Genomic DNA, 22,102 nt, shown 5'->3' with positions numbered 1-22,102 from the left:
CGTCTCCGGCCTGCGGCGCGCAGGCTCAGCCGATGAAGCTGAAATCGTCGGCGGCGAGCGCGTCGGCCTCGACGCCGACCAGAATCACCGTGGTCGCGGCCCAGTGCACCTTGGCCCCGGCGCGGACGTCCGTGATTTCCAGGTCCGCGAAGCCGTCGGCGCCCGCGGAGACGATCAGCCAGTCGCGATCCTCCTGCCAGTCCAGCACCTTGTCGCGGCCGTCGCGGGCATCGAACACGAAGCTGTCGCTTCCGCCGCCGCCCTTGAGCACGTCGCGCCCGTCGTCGCCCTGCAGCCAGTCGGCGCCGCCCCCGCCGATCAGCTTGTCGCGTCCGCCCTGGCCCATCAGCAGGTCCGCGCCCCGGCCGCCGACCAGCTTGTCGGCCCCGTTGCCGCCGAACAGGTTGTCCGCGCCGCCGTTCCCGACCAGCTTGTCCCGGCCGCCGCCGCCCGAGAGCAGGTCGTCGCCGCCGCGGCCCTTGATCACGTCGCGGCCCCCGAGGCCCCAGATCCAGTCCGCTTCGCCCGTGCCGATCAGCCGGTCGCGGCCGTTGTCGCCATAGACGGGCTCCGGGTCCGGGTCCGGCTCGGTGACCGGCGTCTCGTCGCCGCCCCCGCCGTCCTCGCCGTCGACCAGCAGGGCGTCGGCGTAGTCGACATAGGTCAGCTCGACGCCGAACTCGATGCCGCTCAACAGGTCGGCGCCCGCGTCGGTCGACCAGTCGTACCAGGGGTTCTCCAGCCAGCCCTCGATGCGGATGGTCTGCACCGTCTCGTCGGTGGAGCCGTTGCCCGAGATCATCCCGTGATCGAAGGTGTAGCGGTCCTCGGCCCCGGTCTCGATCCGGATGCCCTGGCGCGAGGCGCCGTTGTTACGGAAATCGTCGGCGAATTCGGCCGTCCACACCCCGCTTTCGAGTTCCACATCGGTCCAGAAATTATAGGCCGCGCGCATGCCCCGATCCACGTCGTCGTCGTCGAAGCCGGCGATGCGCACATAGCCGGCCTCGTCGTCGCCGAGGCCGAAGCCGCGGATCGCGCCGCTCGCCTCGTCATAGATCGCGATCCAGGCCGAGACCGCGTCGCCCTCGTAGACCGTCGCCGCGAGGTCGGGGGCGTTCTCGTACTGGATCAGGTAGCCGGCGGAATCGGCGCCGGAGACCGCCCCGTAGGCGTCGAGGTTGTGGCCGCTGCGCTGGATCTGGACGACGGTGGCGAAATACTCGTCGTCGTCCAGCATCTGAAACAGCCGGCTGCGTGCGAAATCATCTTTGGACATGTCTGTCCCCTCATTCCGTAGCGTTTCTCAAGGCTTGGCAAGAAATCCGCGTTAAGTCGCCTATTTCATGAATGCAAGCCGAACCCCCATATGACGCTTCGTCAACCGGGGTGGGGCGAGGTGGAGCCAGGCCGGGCGTTGCCGAAGGGTCACGCCCCCCTGTTGGCGTCGCCGCTCCCGTCACCGCCCCCGTCGCGCGTCAGGCGCATGGGGGATATGCCCCGGCGCCTCTTCCGTTTTGCGCGCGCGACCCCCACAATCCGTCCACGGATCCATCACGAAGAAAGTCACGCCATGCCCTCCGCCATCCCCGTCGTCGCGCGCGAAACCCGTCCCGCCCTGCTAAAGGGCTGGCGCCAGCGTTGCCCGAGCTGCGGCGAGGGACGGATGTTCGGCAAATATCTGAAGGTGAACGATTCCTGCCCCGCCTGCGGCGAGGCGCTGCACCATCACCGCGCCGATGACGGGCCGGCCTACGTCACCATGCTGCTGGTCTGCCATCTGGTGGGGTTCAGCCTGCCGGTGCTGTTCGGCCTGCTGGGCGACTGGCCGATGGCGCTGGCGGCGGGGCTGAGCGGGATCGCGGCGGTCTCGGCGCTCTGGCTGCTGCCGCGGGTGAAGGGGGCGTTCATCGGACTGCAATGGGCCAAGCGCATGCACGGCTTCGACGACGCCCGCGCCTGACCGACGCGGGGCAGGGCGCTCAGGCCCAGGCCTGTCGCAGTCATGACGCCCGCCCCTCCGGCGGGCGTCTTCATGTCCGGGGCCCGTCGCATCGCGTCGCAGTCGATTGCGCGCTTGGGCGCGGACCCCGAAATGGCAAGGCTCGGCATCGCGTAGTCCTCCGCCGCCTTGGTTCGCGGCGACCGGCGCGCGCCGCCGCCGCCGGGGCGTCCCGCGCACCGGGAATTCGCGCGCGCGCCCAAGCCTTTCATTTGACTTTTCCCCCGCGATCCCCGACCAATCCGCCTCCGCTCCGCCCGGTCCGGCCGCCGCGCGGGGCGTTTTACGATCCATCCCGGCCGGTTCTGAAGGAGTTTCAGAGGTGATCACGCCCGTCCTGCCGACCTATGCTCGGGCGCCCCTCGCTTTCGTCGAGGGACAGGGCCCATGGCTGATTGACGAGAAAGGCGACCGTTACTTCGATCTCGGCGCCGGCATCGCGGTGAACGTGCTCGGACACGCCGCCCCCGTGCTCGTCAAGGCGCTGGAGGATCAGGCGCGACGACTGTGGCATACCTCGAACCTCTATCGGATCCCGAACCAGGAACGGCTCGCCGACCTGCTGGTCGAGCACACCTTCGCCGACACCATGTTCTTCACGAACTCGGGCGCGGAGGCGATGGAGTGCGCCATCAAGATGGCGCGGAAATACCATTACAACGCCGGCGCGCCGGAGCGGGTGCGGATCGTGACCTTCGAGGGGTCGTTCCATGGCCGCACGCTCGGCACGATCTCGGCCGCGGGCGGGGAGAAGCTGACCAAGGGCTTCGGCCCGCTGCTGCCCGGCTTCGATCATGTGCCCTTCGGCGACCATGACGCGCTGCACGCCGCCATCGGCCCGGAGACGGCGGCGATCTGCATCGAGCCGATCCAGGGCGAGGGCGGCATCCGCCCGGTGCCCCACCAGTGCCTGCAGGGTCTGCGCAAGCTCTGCGACGAGCAGGGGATCCTGCTGATCTTCGACGAGATCCAGACCGGCGTGGGCCGCACCGGCAAGCTCTTCGCCCATGAATGGGCGGGGATCGCCCCGGACATCATGGCCATCGCCAAGGGCATCGGCGGCGGCTTTCCGCTCGGCGCGTGTCTCGCGACGGAGCGTGCGGCCTCCGGCATGACCGCGGGCACCCACGGGTCGACCTATGGCGGCAATCCGCTCGGCTGCGCCGTCGGCGTGGCGGTGATGGAGACGGTGACCGCGGACGGGTTCCTGCCCAACGTCTCGCGTCTGGCGGGTCGTCTGCGCCAGAAGCTGGAGGGGCTGATCGCCGCCCATCCCGACGTGCTGGAAAGCCTGCGCGGCGAGGGGCTGATGATCGGTCTGAAATGCAAGGCCGCCAACATGGACCTGGTTCATGCCGGCTACGACGCCAGGCTGCTGGTGGTGCCGGCGGGGGACAACGTGATCCGCCTGCTGCCGCCACTCAACATCACCGACGCCGAGATCGACGAGGCGATGGCGCGTCTCGACGTCGCCTGCGTCGCGGTGGAGGCGAAACAGAGGGAGGCCGCCGGATGACGCGGCATTTCCTCGACCTCGACCAGGTCCCGAGAGAGGCCCTGAAGGGGATCATCGACGACGCCCGCGCGGTGAAGGCCGCGCGGGCGGGGCGGGCCAAGGGCGTGCGCGACGACGATCTGCCCCTGAAGGGGCGGATGGTGGCGCTGATCTTCGAAAAGCCCTCGACCCGCACCCGCGTCTCCTTCGACGTGGGCGTGCGGCAGCTGGGCGGCGATACCATGGTGCTGACCGGCTCGGAGATGCAGCTGGGGCAGGGCGAGACCGTGGCCGACACGGCCCGCGTCCTCTCGCGCTATGTCGACGCCATCATGATCCGCACGTTCGAGCGGGCGACGCTGATCGAAATGGCCGAGCATGCGACGGTCCCGGTGATCAACGGGCTGACCAACCACTCGCATCCCTGCCAGATCATGGCCGACGTGATGACCTACGAAGAGCATCGCGGCTCGATCTCCGGCAAGAAGGTGGTCTGGTCGGGCGACGGCAACAACGTCTGCGCGTCGTTCCTGCACGCCGCGGGGCGCTTCGGCTTCGATCTGACCTTCACCGGGCCCGAGACGCTGGACCCGGACCCGGAGGTGGTCGCCTGGGCGCGCGGCGAAGGCGCCGACATCCGGATCGAGCGCGATCCGCTGAAGGCCGCCGCCGGGGCGGATCTGGTGGTCACCGACACCTGGCTGTCGATGCATGACGACGAGGGGGCGCGCGACCGACGCCACAACCAGCTCAGACCCTACCAGGTCAACGCCGAGCTGATGTCGAAGGCCAAGCCCGACGCGCTGTTCATGCACTGCCTGCCGGCGCATCGCGACGAAGAGGCGACGTCCGAGATCATGGACGGCGTCAACTCGGTGATCTTCGACGAGGCGGAGAATCGCCTTCATGCCCAGAAGGCGATCCTGCGCTGGTGCTTCGGCGCCTAGCGCGACCCGGCCGGCCCCCGCGCGGGGCCGGCCCTGCAGCCCCCCGAACCGTAGCTTTTCGTTCCGGCCCGCCGCGGTCCGGCGGCGCCGTGAGGTTCGGCGCGTCGACCCGATTCTTCCGGTATGGCGGGACGCTTGCAGTAAGGCGAAGCGGATGTGACGGAATGGGGCGGGCGCAATCATTTACGTTAAGTAAATAGTCCCGGTATGGCGCAACGTCATCTCGAAATTTGAGGTTTGACGTCAAGTTAAGCCTTATTAGCGACTATTTTCGACGTTTTATAGGATTTTAGGCCATTGCGCCTGGGGAATGTCGGGTATCGTGTGTTTGCGATATTCCCATTTGAAATCTGCGCGTATTTGCAAAACCTCCGGACCTCAAAGAATGACCGCTATCCTTCGCGCTCGGCTTGCGACTCTCGTCGTGGCCTCGGCGCTCGGCGTCGTCGCCGCTTCGCCGGCCGACGCCCTCGCGATCCGCCTGATCGATTCGAACGGGCAGATCGACATCGTCGACGGGGGCGTCGGCGACGCCGACCCCACGCTCGGCTCCATCGACTACGACAGCTCGGCCTTGGGCTCTCCGGCGCTGACCAACTGGACCAGCACTTCGGCGCAGGTCACGTCCTGCAGCTCGAATTGCCCGTCCCTGGCCCTGTCGCTGGAAGGCTCCAACCTGACCAGGGGCGGCAGCCTGACCTTCATGGTCACCGAGACCGACCTGACGCTGAATTCGGGCTTCTGGCTCGGTCAGCACTCGCTCGGCGGGTTCGCGGGCGGCGACGTGACGATCCAGGCCTATCTGGATACGACCAACACGGCGTTCGGCGTCGAGCAGGCCATCGGCGACATGTATGAGTTCTCCCCGACGGGGACGAGCTTCAACGCGTTCTCGCAGGACTACTTCACGTTCCTCGACGGCGCGTCGCCGTTCTCGATGACCACGATCGTGACCTTCAACCACGCGTCGAAGAACACGCAGAGCTTCGTGACCTCCAAGGCCGCGGTCTCCGGGCTCTCGGGCGTGTCGGACGTGCCGCTGCCGGCGGCGCTGCCGCTGCTGGGGGTCGGCATGGCCGGCATGGGCCTCGTGGCCCGCAAGCGGCGCGCCAAGGCCGCCTGACGACGACAGCGGCCCCGCCTTGCGCGGGGCCGCTTGACCTCCCATCCGGCAGGCGGTAGAGCCTGCCTCCGCTGGAGGGGTGTAGCTCAGTTGGTAGAGCATCGGTCTCCAAAACCGAGGGCCGTGGGTTCGAGTCCCCCCGCCCCTGCCAGCGAATATGCGATGCGTCGTCGGTCCGGACCGGCCGCGTCACCGCACCGGCCGCGAAGGGCAGGGGCCGCGACACGCGCCAGGCTCTCCGCGGCGAAGGACCCGCTGACAGGACCCGCCGCGCATCGGGTCGACGAGGAGAGATCCCACATGGCCGGCGCCAATCCGCTCCAGTTCGTCCAGCAGGTCCGCGCCGAAGCGGCCAAGGTCGTCTGGCCGACCCGCAAGGAGACCATCATCACCACCATCATGGTGTTCGTGATGGCCGCACTCGCCGCGATCTTCTTCTTCACGATCGACCAGATCATCGCGCTCGGCATCGACCAGATCTTCCGCCTCGGGCTCTGAGCCCGGGCCAGGACGAGCGGCGCAGGCCTCCGGTGCGCCGGGCGGCGTCGTCGCGCCGGCATTTCGCGCTTGCCTTGCGGCAGTTGCGGGGATAGTCGGGGCGCTCCCATCACGCATCTTGGCGCGCAGCGATTCGGGACGGCTGTTCCGTAAGCCGCGCGCTTGGTGTTTTGAGATAAAGGCGGCCCGCTCAAGGGTCCCCGAAGCGAGGTCGAGACAGGCGGTATGGCCAAGCGCTGGTACACGGTCCACGTGCTCTCCAACTTCGAAAAGAAGGTGGCCGAGGCCATCAAGGAGGGCGCGCGCCAGAACGGTCTCGAAGACGAGATCGAAGAGGTTCTGGTGCCGACCGAAGAGGTCGTGGAACTTCGCCGCGGCAAGAAGGTCCAGACCGAACGTCGCTTCATGCCCGGCTATGTGCTGGTCAAGATGCAGATGTCGGACGAGGCCTATCACCTGGTGATGGACACCAACCGGGTCACCGGCTTCCTCGGTCCCATGGGCCGGCCGACGCCGTTGCGCGACGCGGAAGTGGAACGTCTCATCTCCCAGGTCGCCGAGGGCGTGGAGCGTCCGCGCCCCGCGATCACCTTCGAGATCGGCGAGCAGGTCAAAGTCACCGATGGCCCGTTCGAAAGCTTCACCGGCATGGTCGAGGAAGTGGACGAGATCAGCGCCCGCCTGAAAGTGGCGGTGTCGATCTTCGGACGCTCGACCCCGGTCGAACTGGAATACGCCCAGGTCCAGAAAACGGGCTGAGCGTCAGGCGCGGGAGGCGGAGGCGACGCGTCGCCGAGGCCGCACCGCTAACCGTATGCGCGACGGATCGCGATCCGAAGCGCGGGATGAAGGAGAGGCCAGATGGCCAAGAAGATCATCGGCAGCCTGAAGCTTCAGGTGCCGGCCGGCAAGGCGAACCCGTCGCCGCCGATCGGCCCGGCGCTGGGTCAGCGCGGCCTGAACATCATGATGTTCTGCAAGGAATTCAACGCCTCCACCCAGGGGCTTGAGCCGGGCGCCCCGTGCCCGGTCATCATCACCTACTACCAGGACAAGTCTTTCACCTTCGTGATCAAGACGCCCCCGGCGTCTTTCCTTCTCAAGAAGGCCGCGACGCTGAAATCGGGCTCCACCAAGCCCGGGCGCGAAGTCGCGGGCTCCGTCTCGGTCAAGCAGGTTCGCGAGATCGCCGAAGCCAAGATGGTCGATCTGAACGCCAACACCGTCGAAGCGGCGATGCAGATCATCCTCGGCTCGGCGCGGTCGATGGGCATCGAGGTCAAGGGCTGATCATGGCAAAGCTGAGCAAGCGCGCGAAGTCGAACCGTTCCGCCGTAGAGGGCAAGGAATTCCTGGCCCTGGAAGAGGCGGTCGCCCTGGTCAAGGCCAACGCCACGTCGAAGTTCGACGAGTCCATCGAGGTCTCGGTGAACCTGGGCGTCGACCCCCGTCACGCCGACCAGATGGTCCGCGGCGTGGTGACCCTGCCCAACGGCACCGGCAAGACCGTCCGCGTGGCGGTGTTCGCCCGCGGCCCGAAGGCCGACGAGGCCACCGCGGCCGGCGCCGACATCGTGGGCGCCGAGGACCTGATGGAGATCATCCAGGGCGGCAAGATCGAGTTCGATCGCTGCATCGCCACCCCGGACATGATGCCCATCGTCGGGCGTCTGGGCAAGGTGCTGGGCCCGCGCGGCCTGATGCCCAACCCCCGCGTCGGCACGGTGACCACCGATGTCGCGCAGGCGGTGAAGAACGCCAAGGGCGGCGAGGTGCAGTTCCGCGTCGAGAAGGCCGGGATCGTGCATGGCGGCGTCGGCAAGGCCTCGTTCGAGACCGCGCAGATCGCCGAGAACATCCGCGCCTTCGTGGGCGCCGTGGCGCGCGCCAAGCCGACGGGCGCCAAGGGCATCTACCTGCAGAAGATTTCGCTCAGCTCCACCATGGGGCCGGGCGTGTCGGTCGACGTGGCCTCCGCGTCCGCCGAATAAGATCCGGACCTCTCCGCCATGCCTTTCGGGGCGCGGGGGCGGGGCCGGTACGAAGGGGTTTCCGGAGCGATCCGGACGCCCCTCTCGTCCGAGACGGCGGGTGAGGGCCTTCGGGTCGTCTTAATTGCCCGCCATAGACGGGGAACGAGTTCCAAATCGCCGGTTGCGGCGAGCTTGGCTCGGGACCCGGACGGGACCTGAACCGTCGGCGGGATTCTCCCGGCGACGAGTGGAGCCGGGAGGCGCGAGCCTCCCATGAACTTGGAGCGAACCATGGACAGAGCGCAGAAGTCCGCCGTTGTCGAAGACCTCGACAAGGCCTTCGCCGAGTCCGGGTCGGTCGTGGTGTGTCACTACGCCGGTCTCACGGTCGCGCAGATGTCGGATCTCCGCATCAAGATGCGGGCTGCCGGTGGGCAGATCCGCGTCGCCAAGAACACGCTCGCCAAGATCGCCCTTGAGGGCAAACCCTGCGAGGGGCTGAAAAAGCACCTCAAGGGGCAGACCGTGCTCGCCTACTCCGAAGATCCCGTGGCTCCGGCCAAGGTGATCGAGGAATACGCCAAGAAGAATGACAAGCTTGTCATCATCGGCGGCGCAATGGGCGCGACGGTTTTGGATGCGGATGGCGTCAGGGCTCTGGCCAAGATGCCGTCGCGTGAGGAAGTGCTGTCGTCGATCGTCGGCGCGCTGCTTGCTCCCGCCTCCAGCCTCATCAACGCGATCACGGCCCCCGCGACGAATATCGCGGGCGTCCTCAAGACCATCACGGAAAAAGAGGACGCGTGATCAAGGCGTGCTGCGCACCCTGGGGCCCGGCCGCGTCACGCGACGGTTGCCCGAACGCAACAACACTGGAACTGGATAAGTATAATGGCTGATCTCAAATCCCTCGCCGAGCAGCTGGTCAACCTGACCCTGCTGGAAGCCAACGAGCTGAAGAACATCCTGAAGGATGACTACGGCATCGAGCCCGCCGCCGGCGGCGCCGTCATGATGGCCGGCCCCGCCGCCGAAGCCGGCCCGGCCGCTGAAGAGCAGACCGAGTTCGACGTGATCCTCGTCTCCGCCGGCGAGAAGAAGATCAACGTGATCAAGGAAGTCCGCGCCATCACCGGCCTGGGCCTCAAGGAGGCCAAGGACCTGGTCGAGGCGGGCGGCAAGGCCGTCAAGGAGCAGGTCAACAAGTCCGAGGCCGAAGAGATCAAGAAGAAGCTCGAAGAGGCCGGCGCCAAGGTCGAACTCAAGTGATCTTGCGCATGGCGCACGCCATGCCATGAATAAGCGTCCGGCCCTGCGGTTTCCGCGGGGCCGGGCGACGCGTTTCAGGCGAACCGGGTCGCACCGGGACGTCTGGAGCGGTCCGAGCGTCGTCTCGGGCGCCCTCGCGAGAAGCTTCCGGCCTTCGGGCCCGCTTTTCGTCAGGACGCCCCGGAGGACGCGCGGGATCCGGGTCGCGGGCTGTGGGACGCTCGCGTGGAATAGGATCCGCGCCCATTGCGGACGCGTCGCGGCCGGTCGCCCCGCCGGCTGACGACGCTGAAGGCAGAGGTTAAGCATGGCCCAGACGCATTCCGTTCGCAAACGCATTCGCCGCAGCTACGGGCGCATCCGCGAAGTCGCGCAGATGCCCAACCTGATCGAGGTTCAGAAGTCGTCCTACGACCTGTTCCTCAACAGCGGCGATGGCGTGGAGCCGACCGACGGGGAGGGCCTTCAGGGCGTCTTCCAGTCGGTGTTCCCGATCAAGGATTTCAACGAGACCGCGGTGCTCGAGTTCGTGCGATACGAGCTCGAAGCGCCCAAATACGACGTCGAAGAGTGCCAGCAGCGCGACATGACCTATGCCGCGCCGCTGAAGGTCACCCTGCGCCTGATCGTGTTCGAAGTGGACCCGGACACCGAGGCGAAGTCCGTCAAGGACATCAAGGAGCAGGACGTCTACATGGGCGACATGCCCCTGATGACGAAGCACGGCACCTTCGTGGTCAACGGCACCGAGCGCGTGATCGTCAGCCAGATGCATCGGTCCCCCGGCGTGTTCTTCGACCACGACAAGGGCAAGACCCATTCGTCGGGCAAGCTGCTGTTCGCGTCGCGCGTCATCCCCTATCGCGGCTCCTGGCTCGATTTCGAGTTCGACGCCAAGGACGTGGTGTTCGCCCGCATCGACCGCCGCCGCAAGCTGCCCGTCACCTCGCTGCTCTACGCCCTGGGTCTGACCCAGGACCAGATCATGCAGGAATTCTACGAGATGGTGTCCTACCGTCGCGTGAAGGACGGCTGGGCGATCCCGTTCCGCGGCGAGCGTCTGAAGGCCACCAAGCCCGACCATGACATCGTCGACGCCGCGTCCGGCGAGGTCCTGTTCGAGGCCGGCAAGAAGATCACCCCCCGCCGGATCAACCAGATCCTGGAGCGTGGCGACATCGAAGAGACCCTCGCCCCGTTCGAGACGATCTACGGCCGCTACGTGTCGTGCGACATCATCAACGAGGAAACCGGCGCGATCTACATCGAAGCCGGCAACGAGTTGACCGAAGAGAACGTCCAGGCGCTGCTCGACGCCGGCCATGACGAGATCCCGACGCTGGACGTCGATCTCTCCATCGGTCCGTGGATGCGCAAGACCATGGAAGTCGACAAGAACATGAACCGGGAGCAGGCGCTTCTGGACATTTACCGCGTGATGCGTCCCGGCGAGCCGCCGACCGTCGACGCGGCGGACACCATGTTCAACGCGCTGTTCTTCGACTCGGAGCGCTACGACCTCTCCGCCGTCGGCCGCGTCAAGATGAACATGCGCATGCAGCTGGACGCCGATCCGTCCCAGCGCACCTTGCGCCGCGAAGACATCATCGCGGTGATCAAGGCGCTGGTCGAACTGCGCGACGGCCGCGGCGAGATCGACGACATCGACCATCTCGGCAATCGGCGCGTGCGCTCGGTCGGCGAGCTGATGGAGAACCAGTACCGGGTCGGCCTGCTCCGCATGGAGCGCGCGATCAAGGAGCGGATGTCTTCGGTCGATATCGACACGGTGATGCCGCAGGACCTGATCAACGCCAAGCCCGCGGCGGCTGCGGTGCGCGAGTTCTTCGGCTCGTCGCAGCTGTCGCAGTTCATGGACCAGACCAACCCGCTGTCGGAAGTGACCCACAAGCGGCGTCTCTCGGCCCTCGGGCCGGGCGGTCTGACCCGTGAGCGCGCCGGCTTCGAAGTTCGCGACGTGCACCCGACCCACTATGGCCGGATGTGCCCGATCGAGACGCCGGAAGGCCCGAACATCGGTCTGATCAACTCGCTGGCCTCCTTCGCCCGCGTCAACCGCTACGGCTTCATCGAGACGCCGTATCGCAAGGTGATCGACGGCCTGGTCACCGACGAGGTGATCTATCTCTCGGCGACCGAGGAGATGCGTTACACGGTGGCCCAGGCCAACGCGACGCTGACCGCGGAAGGCGGCTTCGCCAACGACCTGGTCTCCACCCGCAAGGGCGGCGAGTTCATGCTCTCGCCCCGCGAGAACATCAACCTGATCGACGTCAGCCCCAAGCAGCTCGTCTCCGTCGCGGCCTCGCTGATCCCGTTCCTCGAGAACGACGACGCGAACCGCGCGCTGATGGGCTCGAACATGCAGCGTCAGGCCGTGCCGCTCCTGAAGGCCGAGGCCCCCTATGTGGGCACCGGCATCGAGGAGATCGTGGCGCGGGACTCCGGGGCTGCGATCACCGCGCGGCGCGGCGGCATCATCGACCAGGTCGATGCGGTCCGCATCGTCGTGCGCGTGACCGATGACATGGATCCGGGCGATCCGGGCGTGGACATCTACCGTCTGCGCAAGTTCCAGCGGTCCAACCAGAACACCTGCATCAACCAGCGTCCGCTGGTGAAGGTCGGCGACCGGGTCGGCGCCAACGACGTCATCGCCGACGGTCCGTCGACGGATCTGGGCGAGCTGGCGCTCGGCAAGAACGTGCTCGTCGCGTTCATGCCGTGGAACGGCTACAACTACGAGGACTCCATCCTCATCTCTGAGCGGATCGTGAAGGACGACGTGTTCACGTCGATCCACATCGACGAGTTCGAAGTGATGGCCCGCGATACGAAGCTCGGGCCGGAAGAGATCACCCGCGACATTCCGAACGTCGGCGAGGAGGCCCTGCGCAATCTCGACGAGGCGGGCATCGTCTATATCGGGGCCGAGGTCGGGCCGGCGGACATTCTCGTCGGCAAGATCACGCCGAAGGGCGAAAGCCCGATGACGCCGGAGGAGAAGCTGCTCCGCGCCATCTTCGGCGAAAAGGCGTCCGACGTCCGCGACACCTCCCTGCGGCTGCCGCCGGGCGACCACGGCACCATCGTGGAGGTTCGCGTCTTCAACCGTCACGGCGTGGAGAAGGACGAACGCGCCTTGCAGATCGAGCGCGAGGAGATCGACCGTCTGGCCCGCGACCGGGACGACGAAATCGCGATCCTCGAGCGCAACATCTACGCGCGCCTCAAGGACCTGATCCTCGGCAAGACCGCGGTGAAGGGGCCGAAGGGCATCCGCGCCGGCTCGATCATCACCGAAGAGCTGCTGGCCCCGCTGTCGCGCGGCCAGTGGTGGCAGCTGGCGCTCGGCGAAGAAGCCGAGGCGTCCGAGCTCGAGGCGCTGAACAAGCAGTTCGACGCCCAGAAGCGGGTGCTGACCAGCCGGTTCGAAGACAAGGTCGAGAAGGTGCGCCGCGGCGACGATCTGCCCCCGGGCGTGATGAAGATGGTCAAGGTGTTCGTGGCGGTGAAGCGCAAGCTGCAGCCGGGCGACAAGATGGCCGGCCGTCACGGCAACAAGGGCGTCATCTCCCGCGTGGTGCCGGAGGAGGACATGCCGTTCCTCGCCGACGGGACCCCGGCGGACTTCGTGCTGAACCCGCTGGGCGTGCCGTCGCGCATGAATGTCGGGCAGATCCTCGAGACCCATATGGGCTGGGCGGCGCGCGGCCTCGGCGCCCAGATCGGCGAGGCGATCGACGCCTATCGCCGTTCGGGCGACATCGAGCCGGTTCGGGAGAAGATGCGTCACGCCTATGGCGATGAGGTGTACGACGCCGAGACCCAGCACATGACCGAGTCCGAGTTCCTGGAAGCGGCCGAGAACGTGCGCCGCGGCGTGCCGATCGCGACCCCGGTCTTCGACGGCGCCAAGGAGCCTGACGTGAACGACGCGCTGGAGCGCGCGGGGTTCCATGTCTCGGGTCAGTCGGAGCTGTTCGACGGACGGACGGGCGAGCAGTTCGCGCGCAACGTCACCATCGGCGTCAAGTACCTGCTGAAGCTGCATCACCTGGTGGACGACAAGATCCACGCCCGTTCGACCGGGCCCTACAGCCTCGTCACCCAGCAGCCGCTGGGCGGGAAGGCGCAGTTTGGCGGTCAGCGCTTCGGCGAGATGGAGGTCTGGGCCCTGGAGGCTTACGGCGCCGCCTACACGCTGCAGGAGATGCTCACGGTCAAGTCGGATGACGTGGCCGGGCGCACCAAGGTCTACGAGTCGATCGTCAAGGGCGAAGACGACTTCGAAGCCGGGGTGCCCGAGAGCTTCAACGTGCTCGTGAAGGAGATCCGGTCGCTCGGTCTCAACATGGAGCTGCTGGACAGCGACTCCGAAGGCGAATGAACGCCCCGATGACGACGCGCCGCGGGTCCCCCCCCGCGGCGCGCCCGGGACGTCCCCTCTTTCGGGCCCTTTGACGGAGCACCGTTATGAACCAGGAAATCAGCAACGTTTTCGCGCCGGTCGCGGCGCCGCGCACGTTCAACGAGATCAAGATCACGCTCGCCAGCCCCGAGCGGATCCTCTCGTGGTCGTTCGGCGAGATCAAGAAGCCGGAGACGATCAACTACCGGACCTTCAAGCCGGAGCGGGACGGTCTGTTCTGCGCCCGGATCTTCGGGCCGATCAAGGACTACGAGTGCCTGTGCGGCAAGTACAAGCGCATGAAGTATCGCGGGATCACCTGCGAGAAGTGCGGCGTCGAGGTCACGCTTCAGAAGGTCCGGCGCGAGCGCATGGGCCATATCGAGCTGGCCGCGCCCGTCGCGCATATCTGGTTCCTCAAGTCGCTGCCGTCGCGCATCGGCCTGATGCTGGACATGACGCTCCGCGATCTCGAGCGGATCCTCTATTTCGAGAACTACGTGGTGATCGAGCCGGGTCTCACCGACCTGAAGCACGGTCAGCTGCTGTCTGAAGAGGATTATCTCGACGCGCAGGACCAGTATGGCGAAGACGCCTTCCGGGCCGGCATCGGCGCCGAGGCGATCCGCGAGATGCTGTCCGAGATCGACCTCGAGTCGACCGCCGAGCAGCTGCGCGTCGACCTCTCCGAGGCCACCGGCGAGCTGAAGCCCAAGAAGATCATCAAGCGGCTGAAGCTGGTCGAGAACTTCCTCGAGTCGGGCAACCGGCCCGAGTGGATGATCATGACGGTCATCCCGGTGATCCCGCCCGAGCTGCGCCCGCTGGTGCCGCTGGACGGCGGCCGCTTCGCGACCTCGGACCTCAACGACCTCTACCGTCGCGTGATCAACCGCAACAACCGTCTGAAGCGGCTGATCGAACTGCGCGCGCCCGACATCATCATCCGCAACGAAAAGCGGATGCTGCAGGAGTCGGTGGACGCGCTGTTCGACAACGGCCGTCGCGGCCGCGTCATCACCGGCGCCAACAAGCGCCCGCTGAAGTCGCTCGCCGACATGCTCAAGGGCAAGCAGGGCCGGTTCCGTCAGAACCTGCTCGGCAAGCGCGTCGACTTCTCGGGCCGCTCGGTCATCGTGACCGGGCCGGAGCTCAAGCTGCATCAGTGCGGCCTGCCCAAGAAGATGGCGCTCGAGCTGTTCAAGCCGTTCATCTACTCGCGCCTCGACGCCAAGGGCCTGTCTTCCACGGTCAAGCAGGCGAAGAAGCTGGTGGAGAAGGAGCGGCCGGAGGTCTGGGACATCCTCGACGAGGTGATCCGCGAGCATCCGGTGCTGCTGAACCGCGCGCCCACGCTTCACCGTCTGGGCATCCAGGCGTTCGAGCCGGTGCTGATCGAAGGCAAGGCGATCCAGCTGCATCCGCTGGTCTGCTCGGCCTTCAACGCCGATTTCGACGGCGACCAGATGGCGGTGCACGTCCCCCTGAGCCTCGAGGCTCAGCTGGAAGCGCGCGTGCTGATGATGTCGACGAACAACGTCCTCAGCCCCGCCAACGGCAAGCCGATCATCGTGCCGTCGCAGGACATGATCCTCGGCCTCTACTACATCTCCATCGCGCGTGAGGGGCTGCCCGGCCAGGGCATGATCTTCGCGTCGATGGACGAGGTCGAGCACGCCCTGCAGGCCAAGATCGTGCACATGCACTCCAAGATCCAGGCGCGCGTGCGCGTGGTGAACCCGGAGACCGGCGAGGAGGAGGTCAAGCGCTACGAGACCACCCCCGGCCGCATGCGCCTCGGCCAGCTGCTGCCGATGAACGCCAAGACCCCGTTCGACCTGGTCAACCGTCTGCTTCGCAAGAAGGAGGTCGGCGAGGTCATCGACGTCGTCTACCGCCACTGCGGTCAGAAGGAGTCGGTGATCTTCTGCGACCGGATCATGTCGCTCGGCTTCACCGAGGCGTTCAGGGCCGGCATCTCGTTCGGCAAGGACGACATGGTGATCCCCGACACCAAGTGGCCGATCGTCAACGAGACGCGCGAGCTGGTGAAGGAGTTCGAGCAGCAGTATCTCGACGGCCTGATCACCCAGGGCGAGAAGTACAACAAGGTGGTCGACACCTGGGCGAAGTGCACCGACCGGGTCGCGGCCGAGATGATGGCCGAGATCTCGTCGGTGAAGGTCGACGACAAGGGCATGGAGCTGGAGCCGAACTCCATCTACATGATGTCCCATTCCGGCGCCCGCGGCTCGCCCACCCAGATGCGTCAGCTGGCCGCCATGCGCGGCCTGATGGCGAAGCCGTCCGGGGAGATCATCGAGACGCCGATCACCTCGAACTTCAAGGAAGGCCTGACCGTGCTGGAGTACTTCAACTCCACCCACGGCGCCCGCAAGGGTCTGGCCGACACCGCGCTGAAGACGGCGAACTCGGGCTACCTGACCCGCCGTCTGGTCGACGTGGCCCAGGACTGCATCGTGCGCCAGCATGATTGCGGCACCGACAAGGGCATCCAGGCCTCCGCCGTCATCGACGGCGGCGAGGTGGTGGCGAGCCTCGGGGAACGCATCCTCGGCCGCGCGCCGCTGGAGGACGTGCTGAACCCGATCACCGGCGAAGTCGTGCACCCGATGGGCATGATGATCGAGGAGCATCACGTCGACGCCATCGAGGAGGCGGGGGTGCTCAACATCCACGTCCGCTCGCCCCTCACCTGCGAGCTGCAGGACGGCGTCTGCGTGATGTGCTACGGGCGCGATCTGGCCCGCGGCACCATCGTCAACGAAGGCGAGGCGGTGGGCATCATCGCGGCGCAGTCGATCGGCGAGCCGGGCACCCAGCTGACCATGCGCACCTTCCACATCGGCGGCGCGGCCAACGTCACCGACAACTCGTTCATGGAAGCGAGCCAGGAGGGCGTGCTCGAGATCCGCAACCGCAACCTGATCACCGATCAGGAAGGCGCGGAGATCGTGCTGGGCCGCAACGTGACCCTGTCGATCATGGATCGTCGCGGCGTGATCCCGGTGGAGCGGGCCACCCACAAGCTGCCTTACGGCGCGCGGCTGCTGGTCAACGAAGGCGACCAGATCTCCCGCGGGCAGAAGCTGGCGGAATGGGACCCCTACACCCTGCCGATCATCGCCGAGAAGGCGGGGCGGGCGAAGTTCGTCGACCTCAACCAGGGCATCTCGGTGCGCGAGGAGACCGACGACGCGACGGGCATCGCCCAGCGCATCGTCATCGACTGGCGTTCGGCGCCCAAGGGCAACGAGCTGAAGCCCGAGATCATCGTGATGGACCCGGAGACGGGCGAGCCCGTGCGGCTCGGCAACGGCAACCCGGCGCATTACCCGATGTCGGTGGACGCCATCCTCTCGATCGAGGACGGGCAGGACATCCGGATCGGCGACGTGCTGGCGCGCATCCCGCGCGAAGGCGCCAAGACCAGGGACATCACCGGCGGTCTGCCGCGGGTGGCGGAGCTGTTCGAGGCGCGGCGTCCCAAGGACCATGCGATCATCGCCGAGATCGACGGCATCGTGAAGTTCGGGCGCGACTACAAGAACAAGCGCCGGATCACCATCGAGCCGCTCGACGAGACGCTGGAGCCGGTCGAGTATCTCGTCCCCAAGGGCAAGCACATCGCGGTGCAGGAAGGCGACCAGATCCAGAAGGGCGAGTACCTGCTGGATGGCCACCCCGCGCCGCATGACATCCTGCGCATCATGGGGATCGAGGCGCTGGCCGACTTCCTCATCAATGAGGTGCAGGACGTCTACCGACTGCAGGGCGTGAAGATCAACGACAAGCACATCGAGGTGATCGTGCGGCAGATGCTGCAGAAGATCGAGATCACCGACATGGGCGAAACGACGTTCCTCGCAGGCGAGCAGGTCGACCGGGCGGAGTTCGACGAGGCCAACGACAAGGCCATCGCCAACAACCGCAGGCCCGCGAAGGGCCAGCCGGTGCTGCTCGGCATCACCAAGGCCTCGCTGTCGACCCGGTCCTTCATCTCGGCCGCCTCCTTCCAGGAGACGACCCGGGTGCTGACCGAGGCGGCGGTGCAGGGCAAGAGCGACAAGCTGGTGGGCCTGAAGGAGAACGTCATCGTCGGCCGTCTGATCCCGGCCGGCACCGGCGGAGCCACCTCGCGCGTGAAGAAGGTGGCCGCGGACCGCGACGCCAAGATCATCGCGGCGCAGGAGGCGGAGGCCGCGAAGGCCGCCGCCGAGGCCGCGGCCCTGGCGCCCGAGCCGATCCCGGCCAGCTCCCCCGCCTTCGGCGAGGAGTGACCCCAGCGCCGCCCGCAGGAGCCTCTCCTGCGGGCGGCAACCAGATCCGAGCCGCGCCCGGGCCGCAGCCGCGTCCCGGGCGCGTGGCGTTTCAGGAGGGGGCGCAGGGCGCTCCTGCGGGGCGCGCCAGCCGAGGCCTCGCCCCCCCTGTCCCGGCCCGGCCTTCGAAGCCGCATCGCCATATATCACAATTCGTTTATTCGCCTATTGCGCGATCAAACGACGAATGTACCTTGATGGCGCAAACTGTTCGGCCCGGCGCCGGGCGATGACGCGGTGGGGACAATCGTTATGGAGCGTATCAGCGCGCCGCGAAAATATCGGACCGATTCCCGGGAGATCCCGCCCGACGAGGCGATGCGCGCGATCGAGGACGAGCTCGCCGCCATTCTCGCAGGCATCGACGCGCTGCGGCGCCTGTCGCCCTGCGAACCCGACGCGCAGGCCGCCCGGATCGCCCTCGCCTTTTCGACGATCGACGAGGCGCTGGCCTCCGCCGTGCGGCAACTCTATGAAAAAATAGAAGAATTTCCGAGCCCCTGAGAGGCGTTTCCGTGGCGTGGTCGTGGGGCGCGAAGCTGCAAACCGCCTGTTGACACCTACCTGCCCCCTGCGTAGTTTCCGCCCACTCCGGTCGCAGCGAGTCGTCGCCGCGACCAGACCAGAATGCCACCAACTGGCGGTCATGATCCGGGCGAAAGCCTCGATCCTCTGGAATTCGCCGCAGCGACCTCCGAAATGGGGTCGTGCGGTCATTCGCGTTTCGCCCAAAGCGAAGCGTGCAACGTCGTTTTTGGCGCCGCGACCAGAGGGTCGAGAACGGCGCGATCAGGGAAGCAGCGAAAGGGTCAGGGCCCGATGCCGACCATCCAGCAGCTGATCCGGAACCCCCGGCAGCCGAAACCGAAGCGTCAGAAAGCTCAGCATCTGCAGGCTTGCCCGCAGAAGCGCGGCGTCTGCACGCGGGTCTACACCACGACTCCGAAGAAGCCGAACTCCGCGCTCCGCAAGGTCGCCAAGGTCCGGCTCACCAACGGGTTCGAGGTGATCTCGTATATCCCCGGCGAGGGCCACAACCTTCAGGAGCACTCTGTGGTTCTGATCCGCGGCGGCCGCGTCAAGGACCTTCCCGGCGTGCGCTACCATATCCTGCGCGGCGTGCTCGACACCCAGGGCGTCAAGGACCGGAAGCAGCGCCGTTCCAAGTACGGCGCCAAGCGGCCCAAGTGAGGATCTGAGACATGTCGCGACGTCACCGCGCAGAAAAACGTGAGATCCTGCCGGACGCCAAGTATGGCGACCGAATTCTCACGAAGTTCATGAACAACCTGATGTACGACGGCAAGAAATCCGCCGCCGAAAGCATCGTCTACGGCGCGCTGACGCGCGTCGAGGACCGGCTGCGTCGCCAGCCCGTGGAAGCGTTCCACGAGGCCCTGGACAACGTGAAGCCGTCCGTCGAGGTCCGCTCCCGGCGTGTGGGCGGCGCGACCTACCAGGTGCCCGTCGAGGTCCGTCCCGAGCGTCGGGAAGCCCTCGCGATCCGCTGGCTGATCGACTCCAGCCGCAAGCGGAACGAGAACACCATGGAAGAGCGGCTCGCGAACGAGCTGCTGGACGCGGTCAACGGCCGCGGCACCGCCGTCAAGAAGCGGGAAGACACGCACAAGATGGCCGAAGCCAACAAGGCTTTCAGCCACTACCGCTGGTAATCCTGCCCTAACCTTCGGAACCAGGACGAGACCGATGGCCCGCGAATATTCGCTCGATCGCTACCGTAATTTCGGAATTATGGCGCATATCGATGCCGGCAAGACCACGACGACCGAGCGCATCCTCTACTACACCGGCAAGTCCCACAAGATCGGCGAAGTCCATGACGGCGCCGCGACGATGGACTGGATGGAGCAGGAGCAGGAGCGCGGCATCACGATCACGTCGGCCGCGACCACCACGTTCTGGTTCCGCACCGAAGACGGCGTGAACCCGACCGGCATCTACGGCACCACGCCCGACGAAGCCCGGTTCCGGTTCAACATCATCGACACTCCCGGCCACGTCGACTTCACCATCGAAGTCGAGCGTTCGCTGGCGGTGCTCGACGGCGCCGTGTGCGTGCTCGACGCCAACGCCGGCGTCGAGCCCCAGACCGAGACCGTCTGGCGCCAGGCCGACCGCTACAAGGTCCCGCGGATCGTGTTCGTCAACAAGATGGACAAGATCGGCGCCGACTTCTTCAACTGCGTGCACATGATCAAGGATCGCACCGGGGCCATCCCGATGCCGATCCAGTGCCCGATCGGCTCGGAGACCGAGCTGGAAGGCCATATCGATCTGATCACCATGAAGGAGTGGGTCTGGAAGGGCGAAGACCTCGGCGCGAGCTGGGTCGTCCAGGAGATCCGCGAAGAGCTCGCCGACAAGGCCGCCGAAATGCGCGCCACGATGATCGAGCTCGCCGTCGACATGGACGACGAGGTGATGGAGAAGTACCTGGAAGGCGAAGAGCCCGACCAGCCGACGCTTCGTCGCCTGATCCGCAAGGGCACGCTGGCCATGGCCTTCGTGCCGGTGATCTGCGGTTCCGCCTTCAAGAACAAGGGCGTGCAGCCGATGCTGAACGCCGTGATCGATTTCCTGCCCGGTCCGCTCGACGTGCCGCCCTACATGGGCTTCTCGCCGGACGACGAGACCGAGACCCGGAACATTCCGCGCCACGCGGATGACGCCGAGCCGTTCTCCGGCCTGGCCTTCAAGATCATGAACGACCCGTTCGTCGGGACGCTCACCTTCACCAGGATCTATTCGGGCAAAATCACCAAGGGCGACTCGGTGCTCAATTCGACCAAGGGTCGGAAAGAGCGCATCGGCCGCATGATGATGATGCACTCGAACAATCGCGAAGAGAGCGATTGGGCGGGCTCGGGCGACATCATCGCGCTGGCCGGTCTGAAAGAGACGACCACCGGCGACACCCTGTGCGATCCGGCGAACCCGGTGGTCATGGAGACGATGACCTTCCCCGATCCGGTGATCGAGCTGGCCATCGAACCCAAGACCAAGGCCGACCAGGAGAAGATGTCCCAGGGTCTGCAGCGGCTCGCCGCCGAGGACCCGTCCTTCCGCGTCTCGACCGACATCGAGTCGGGCCAGACCATCATGAAGGGCATGGGCGAGCTTCATCTCGACATCCTCGTCGACCGCCTCAAGCGGGAGTACAAGGTCGAGGCCAACATCGGCGCCCCGCAGGTCGCCTATCGTGAGACGATCTCTCACGACGCCGAGATCGACTACACCCACAAGAAGCAGTCCGGCGGTTCGGGCCAGTTCGCCCGGGTGAAGATGGTGATCAAGCCGACCCTGCCGGGCGAGGGCTACTCGTTCGAATCGAAGATCGTCGGCGGCTCGATTCCCAAGGAATACGTGCCGGGCGTCGAAAAGGGCGTGAAGTCGGTGATGGACTCCGGTCCGCTGGCCGGCTTCCCGGTGATCGACTTCAAGGTGGAGCTGATCGACGGCGCCTTCCATGACGTCGACTCGTCGGTGCTCGCCTTCGAGATCGCCGCGCGGGCCGCGATGCGCGAGGGCCTCCGCAAGGCCGGCGCGAAGCTGCTCGAGCCGGTGATGAAGGTCGAGGTCGTGACGCCGGAGGAATATACCGGCGGCATCATCGGCGACCTCACCTCCCGTCGCGGGCAGGTGACCGGACAGGACAGCCGCGGCAACGCGGTGGCGATCGCGGCCATGGTGCCGCTGGCCAACATGTTCGGCTACATCAATACCCTGCGCTCGATGTCGTCGGGCCGGGCCCAGTTCACCATGCTGTTCGACCACTACGAAGCGGTGCCCTCGAACATCAGCCAGGAAATCCAGGCCAAGTACGCCTGATCCACGGATGACGGCTCGCGGGCGCGCCTGAAACGGCGCGCCCCGGCGGAGCCCCCAGAGACGACGGAGAGAAGTGATGGGTAAGGCGAAATTCGAGCGCAACAAGCCGCACGTTAACATCGGCACGATCGGTCACGTCGACCACGGCAAGACCACGCTGACGGCGGCGATCAC

At 66.4% G+C, this 22,102-nt stretch carries 18 protein-coding genes and 1 tRNA gene; 18 read left to right on the top strand and 1 reads right to left on the bottom strand.

The window, feature by feature from the left end:
* Positions 1-25: 25 nt before the first annotated feature.
* On the bottom strand, positions 26-1,279 hold the full coding sequence (locus tag ACTB72_RS08795; RefSeq protein WP_463036615.1) for a calcium-binding protein: 1,254 nt from the start codon (positions 1,277-1,279) through the stop codon (positions 26-28).
* A gap of 294 nt (positions 1,280-1,573) precedes the next feature.
* Between ACTB72_RS08795 and ACTB72_RS08790 the strand changes: the two genes are divergently transcribed.
* The 18 genes from ACTB72_RS08790 to ACTB72_RS08705 all read left to right on the top strand — a co-directional run.
* Positions 1,574-1,963: a DUF983 domain-containing protein gene (locus ACTB72_RS08790; protein WP_463036614.1), complete on the top strand. Its 390-nt coding sequence runs from the start codon at positions 1,574-1,576 to the stop codon at positions 1,961-1,963.
* Positions 1,964-2,324: 361 nt separating this feature from the next.
* Positions 2,325-3,518, top strand: coding sequence for an acetylornithine transaminase (locus ACTB72_RS08785; protein WP_463036613.1), 1,194 nt, complete (start codon positions 2,325-2,327; stop codon positions 3,516-3,518).
* Complete coding sequence (gene argF, locus ACTB72_RS08780) at positions 3,515-4,444, top strand: ornithine carbamoyltransferase (protein ID WP_463036612.1); 930 nt, start codon at positions 3,515-3,517, stop codon at positions 4,442-4,444. The genes ACTB72_RS08785 and argF overlap by 4 nt, the downstream gene beginning before the upstream one ends.
* A gap of 385 nt (positions 4,445-4,829) precedes the next feature.
* The gene (locus ACTB72_RS08775) at positions 4,830-5,567 is read left to right on the top strand and encodes a VPLPA-CTERM sorting domain-containing protein (RefSeq protein ID WP_463036611.1); all 738 of its coding nucleotides are present in this window, start codon (positions 4,830-4,832) and stop codon (positions 5,565-5,567) included.
* A gap of 75 nt (positions 5,568-5,642) precedes the next feature.
* Positions 5,643-5,718, top strand: a tRNA-Trp gene (locus tag ACTB72_RS08770).
* Between the two features lie 149 nt (positions 5,719-5,867).
* Positions 5,868-6,065, top strand: a complete 198-nt coding sequence (gene secE / locus ACTB72_RS08765; RefSeq protein ID WP_463036610.1) for a preprotein translocase subunit SecE — start codon at positions 5,868-5,870, stop codon at positions 6,063-6,065.
* 225 nt (positions 6,066-6,290) lie between these two features.
* Positions 6,291-6,824 carry a transcription termination/antitermination protein NusG gene (nusG, locus tag ACTB72_RS08760; protein WP_463036609.1) on the top strand — a complete coding sequence of 178 codons (534 nt, stop codon included), beginning with the start codon at positions 6,291-6,293 and terminating at the stop codon, positions 6,822-6,824.
* A 102-nt stretch (positions 6,825-6,926) separates the two neighbouring features.
* Entirely contained in the window at positions 6,927-7,355 is a 429-nt protein-coding gene (rplK, locus tag ACTB72_RS08755) for a 50S ribosomal protein L11 (RefSeq protein ID WP_463036608.1), read from the top strand.
* A 2-nt stretch (positions 7,356-7,357) separates the two neighbouring features.
* Positions 7,358-8,056 (top strand): 50S ribosomal protein L1, encoded by a 699-nt coding sequence (gene rplA / locus ACTB72_RS08750; RefSeq protein WP_463036607.1) that lies wholly within the window; start codon positions 7,358-7,360, stop codon positions 8,054-8,056.
* Between the two features lie 273 nt (positions 8,057-8,329).
* Positions 8,330-8,845: a 50S ribosomal protein L10 gene (gene rplJ, locus ACTB72_RS08745; protein WP_463036606.1), complete on the top strand. Its 516-nt coding sequence runs from the start codon at positions 8,330-8,332 to the stop codon at positions 8,843-8,845.
* An 84-nt stretch (positions 8,846-8,929) separates the two neighbouring features.
* Positions 8,930-9,307, top strand: coding sequence for a 50S ribosomal protein L7/L12 (rplL, locus tag ACTB72_RS08740; RefSeq protein ID WP_463036605.1), 378 nt, complete (start codon positions 8,930-8,932; stop codon positions 9,305-9,307).
* Between the two features lie 307 nt (positions 9,308-9,614).
* On the top strand, positions 9,615-13,718 hold the full coding sequence (gene rpoB / locus ACTB72_RS08735; RefSeq protein ID WP_463036604.1) for a DNA-directed RNA polymerase subunit beta: 4,104 nt from the start codon (positions 9,615-9,617) through the stop codon (positions 13,716-13,718).
* 86 nt (positions 13,719-13,804) lie between these two features.
* Entirely contained in the window at positions 13,805-18,040 is a 4,236-nt protein-coding gene (gene rpoC, locus ACTB72_RS08730; protein WP_463036603.1) for a DNA-directed RNA polymerase subunit beta', read from the top strand.
* Between the two features lie 357 nt (positions 18,041-18,397).
* Complete coding sequence (locus tag ACTB72_RS08725) at positions 18,398-18,583, top strand: hypothetical protein (RefSeq protein WP_463036602.1); 186 nt, start codon at positions 18,398-18,400, stop codon at positions 18,581-18,583.
* Positions 18,584-18,898: 315 nt separating this feature from the next.
* A complete protein-coding gene (rpsL, locus tag ACTB72_RS08720) occupies positions 18,899-19,270 on the top strand; it encodes a 30S ribosomal protein S12 (protein ID WP_092683417.1) in 372 nt (123 codons plus the stop codon).
* 11 nt (positions 19,271-19,281) lie between these two features.
* Positions 19,282-19,752, top strand: coding sequence for a 30S ribosomal protein S7 (gene rpsG, locus ACTB72_RS08715; RefSeq protein WP_092683415.1), 471 nt, complete (start codon positions 19,282-19,284; stop codon positions 19,750-19,752).
* A gap of 34 nt (positions 19,753-19,786) precedes the next feature.
* Positions 19,787-21,928 carry an elongation factor G gene (gene fusA / locus ACTB72_RS08710; protein WP_463036601.1) on the top strand — a complete coding sequence of 714 codons (2,142 nt, stop codon included), beginning with the start codon at positions 19,787-19,789 and terminating at the stop codon, positions 21,926-21,928.
* Positions 21,929-22,004: 76 nt separating this feature from the next.
* Positions 22,005-22,102: GTP-binding protein (locus ACTB72_RS08705; RefSeq protein ID WP_463036622.1), on the top strand; the 98-nt coding region annotated here is incomplete at its 3' end.

Source organism: Albimonas sp., assembly GCF_055129145.1.
Note: the sequence above shows the minus strand (reverse complement) of the source record. Positions and strands in the feature narration are given on the sequence as shown.

Coding starts and splice junctions, on each gene's coding strand:
- ACTB72_RS08795 (WP_463036615.1), bottom strand. CDS start 1,279: ATGTCCAAAGATGATTTCGCACGCAGCCGGCTGTTTCAGATGCTGGAC.
- ACTB72_RS08790 (WP_463036614.1), top strand. CDS start 1,574: ATGCCCTCCGCCATCCCCGTCGTCGCGCGCGAAACCCGTCCCGCCCTG.
- argF (WP_463036612.1), top strand. CDS start 3,515: ATGACGCGGCATTTCCTCGACCTCGACCAGGTCCCGAGAGAGGCCCTG.
- ACTB72_RS08775 (WP_463036611.1), top strand. CDS start 4,830: ATGACCGCTATCCTTCGCGCTCGGCTTGCGACTCTCGTCGTGGCCTCG.
- secE (WP_463036610.1), top strand. CDS start 5,868: ATGGCCGGCGCCAATCCGCTCCAGTTCGTCCAGCAGGTCCGCGCCGAA.
- nusG (WP_463036609.1), top strand. CDS start 6,291: ATGGCCAAGCGCTGGTACACGGTCCACGTGCTCTCCAACTTCGAAAAG.
- rplK (WP_463036608.1), top strand. CDS start 6,927: ATGGCCAAGAAGATCATCGGCAGCCTGAAGCTTCAGGTGCCGGCCGGC.
- rplA (WP_463036607.1), top strand. CDS start 7,358: ATGGCAAAGCTGAGCAAGCGCGCGAAGTCGAACCGTTCCGCCGTAGAG.
- rplJ (WP_463036606.1), top strand. CDS start 8,330: ATGGACAGAGCGCAGAAGTCCGCCGTTGTCGAAGACCTCGACAAGGCC.
- rplL (WP_463036605.1), top strand. CDS start 8,930: ATGGCTGATCTCAAATCCCTCGCCGAGCAGCTGGTCAACCTGACCCTG.
- rpoB (WP_463036604.1), top strand. CDS start 9,615: ATGGCCCAGACGCATTCCGTTCGCAAACGCATTCGCCGCAGCTACGGG.
- rpoC (WP_463036603.1), top strand. CDS start 13,805: ATGAACCAGGAAATCAGCAACGTTTTCGCGCCGGTCGCGGCGCCGCGC.
- ACTB72_RS08725 (WP_463036602.1), top strand. CDS start 18,398: ATGCGCGCGATCGAGGACGAGCTCGCCGCCATTCTCGCAGGCATCGAC.
- rpsL (WP_092683417.1), top strand. CDS start 18,899: ATGCCGACCATCCAGCAGCTGATCCGGAACCCCCGGCAGCCGAAACCG.
- rpsG (WP_092683415.1), top strand. CDS start 19,282: ATGTCGCGACGTCACCGCGCAGAAAAACGTGAGATCCTGCCGGACGCC.
- fusA (WP_463036601.1), top strand. CDS start 19,787: ATGGCCCGCGAATATTCGCTCGATCGCTACCGTAATTTCGGAATTATG.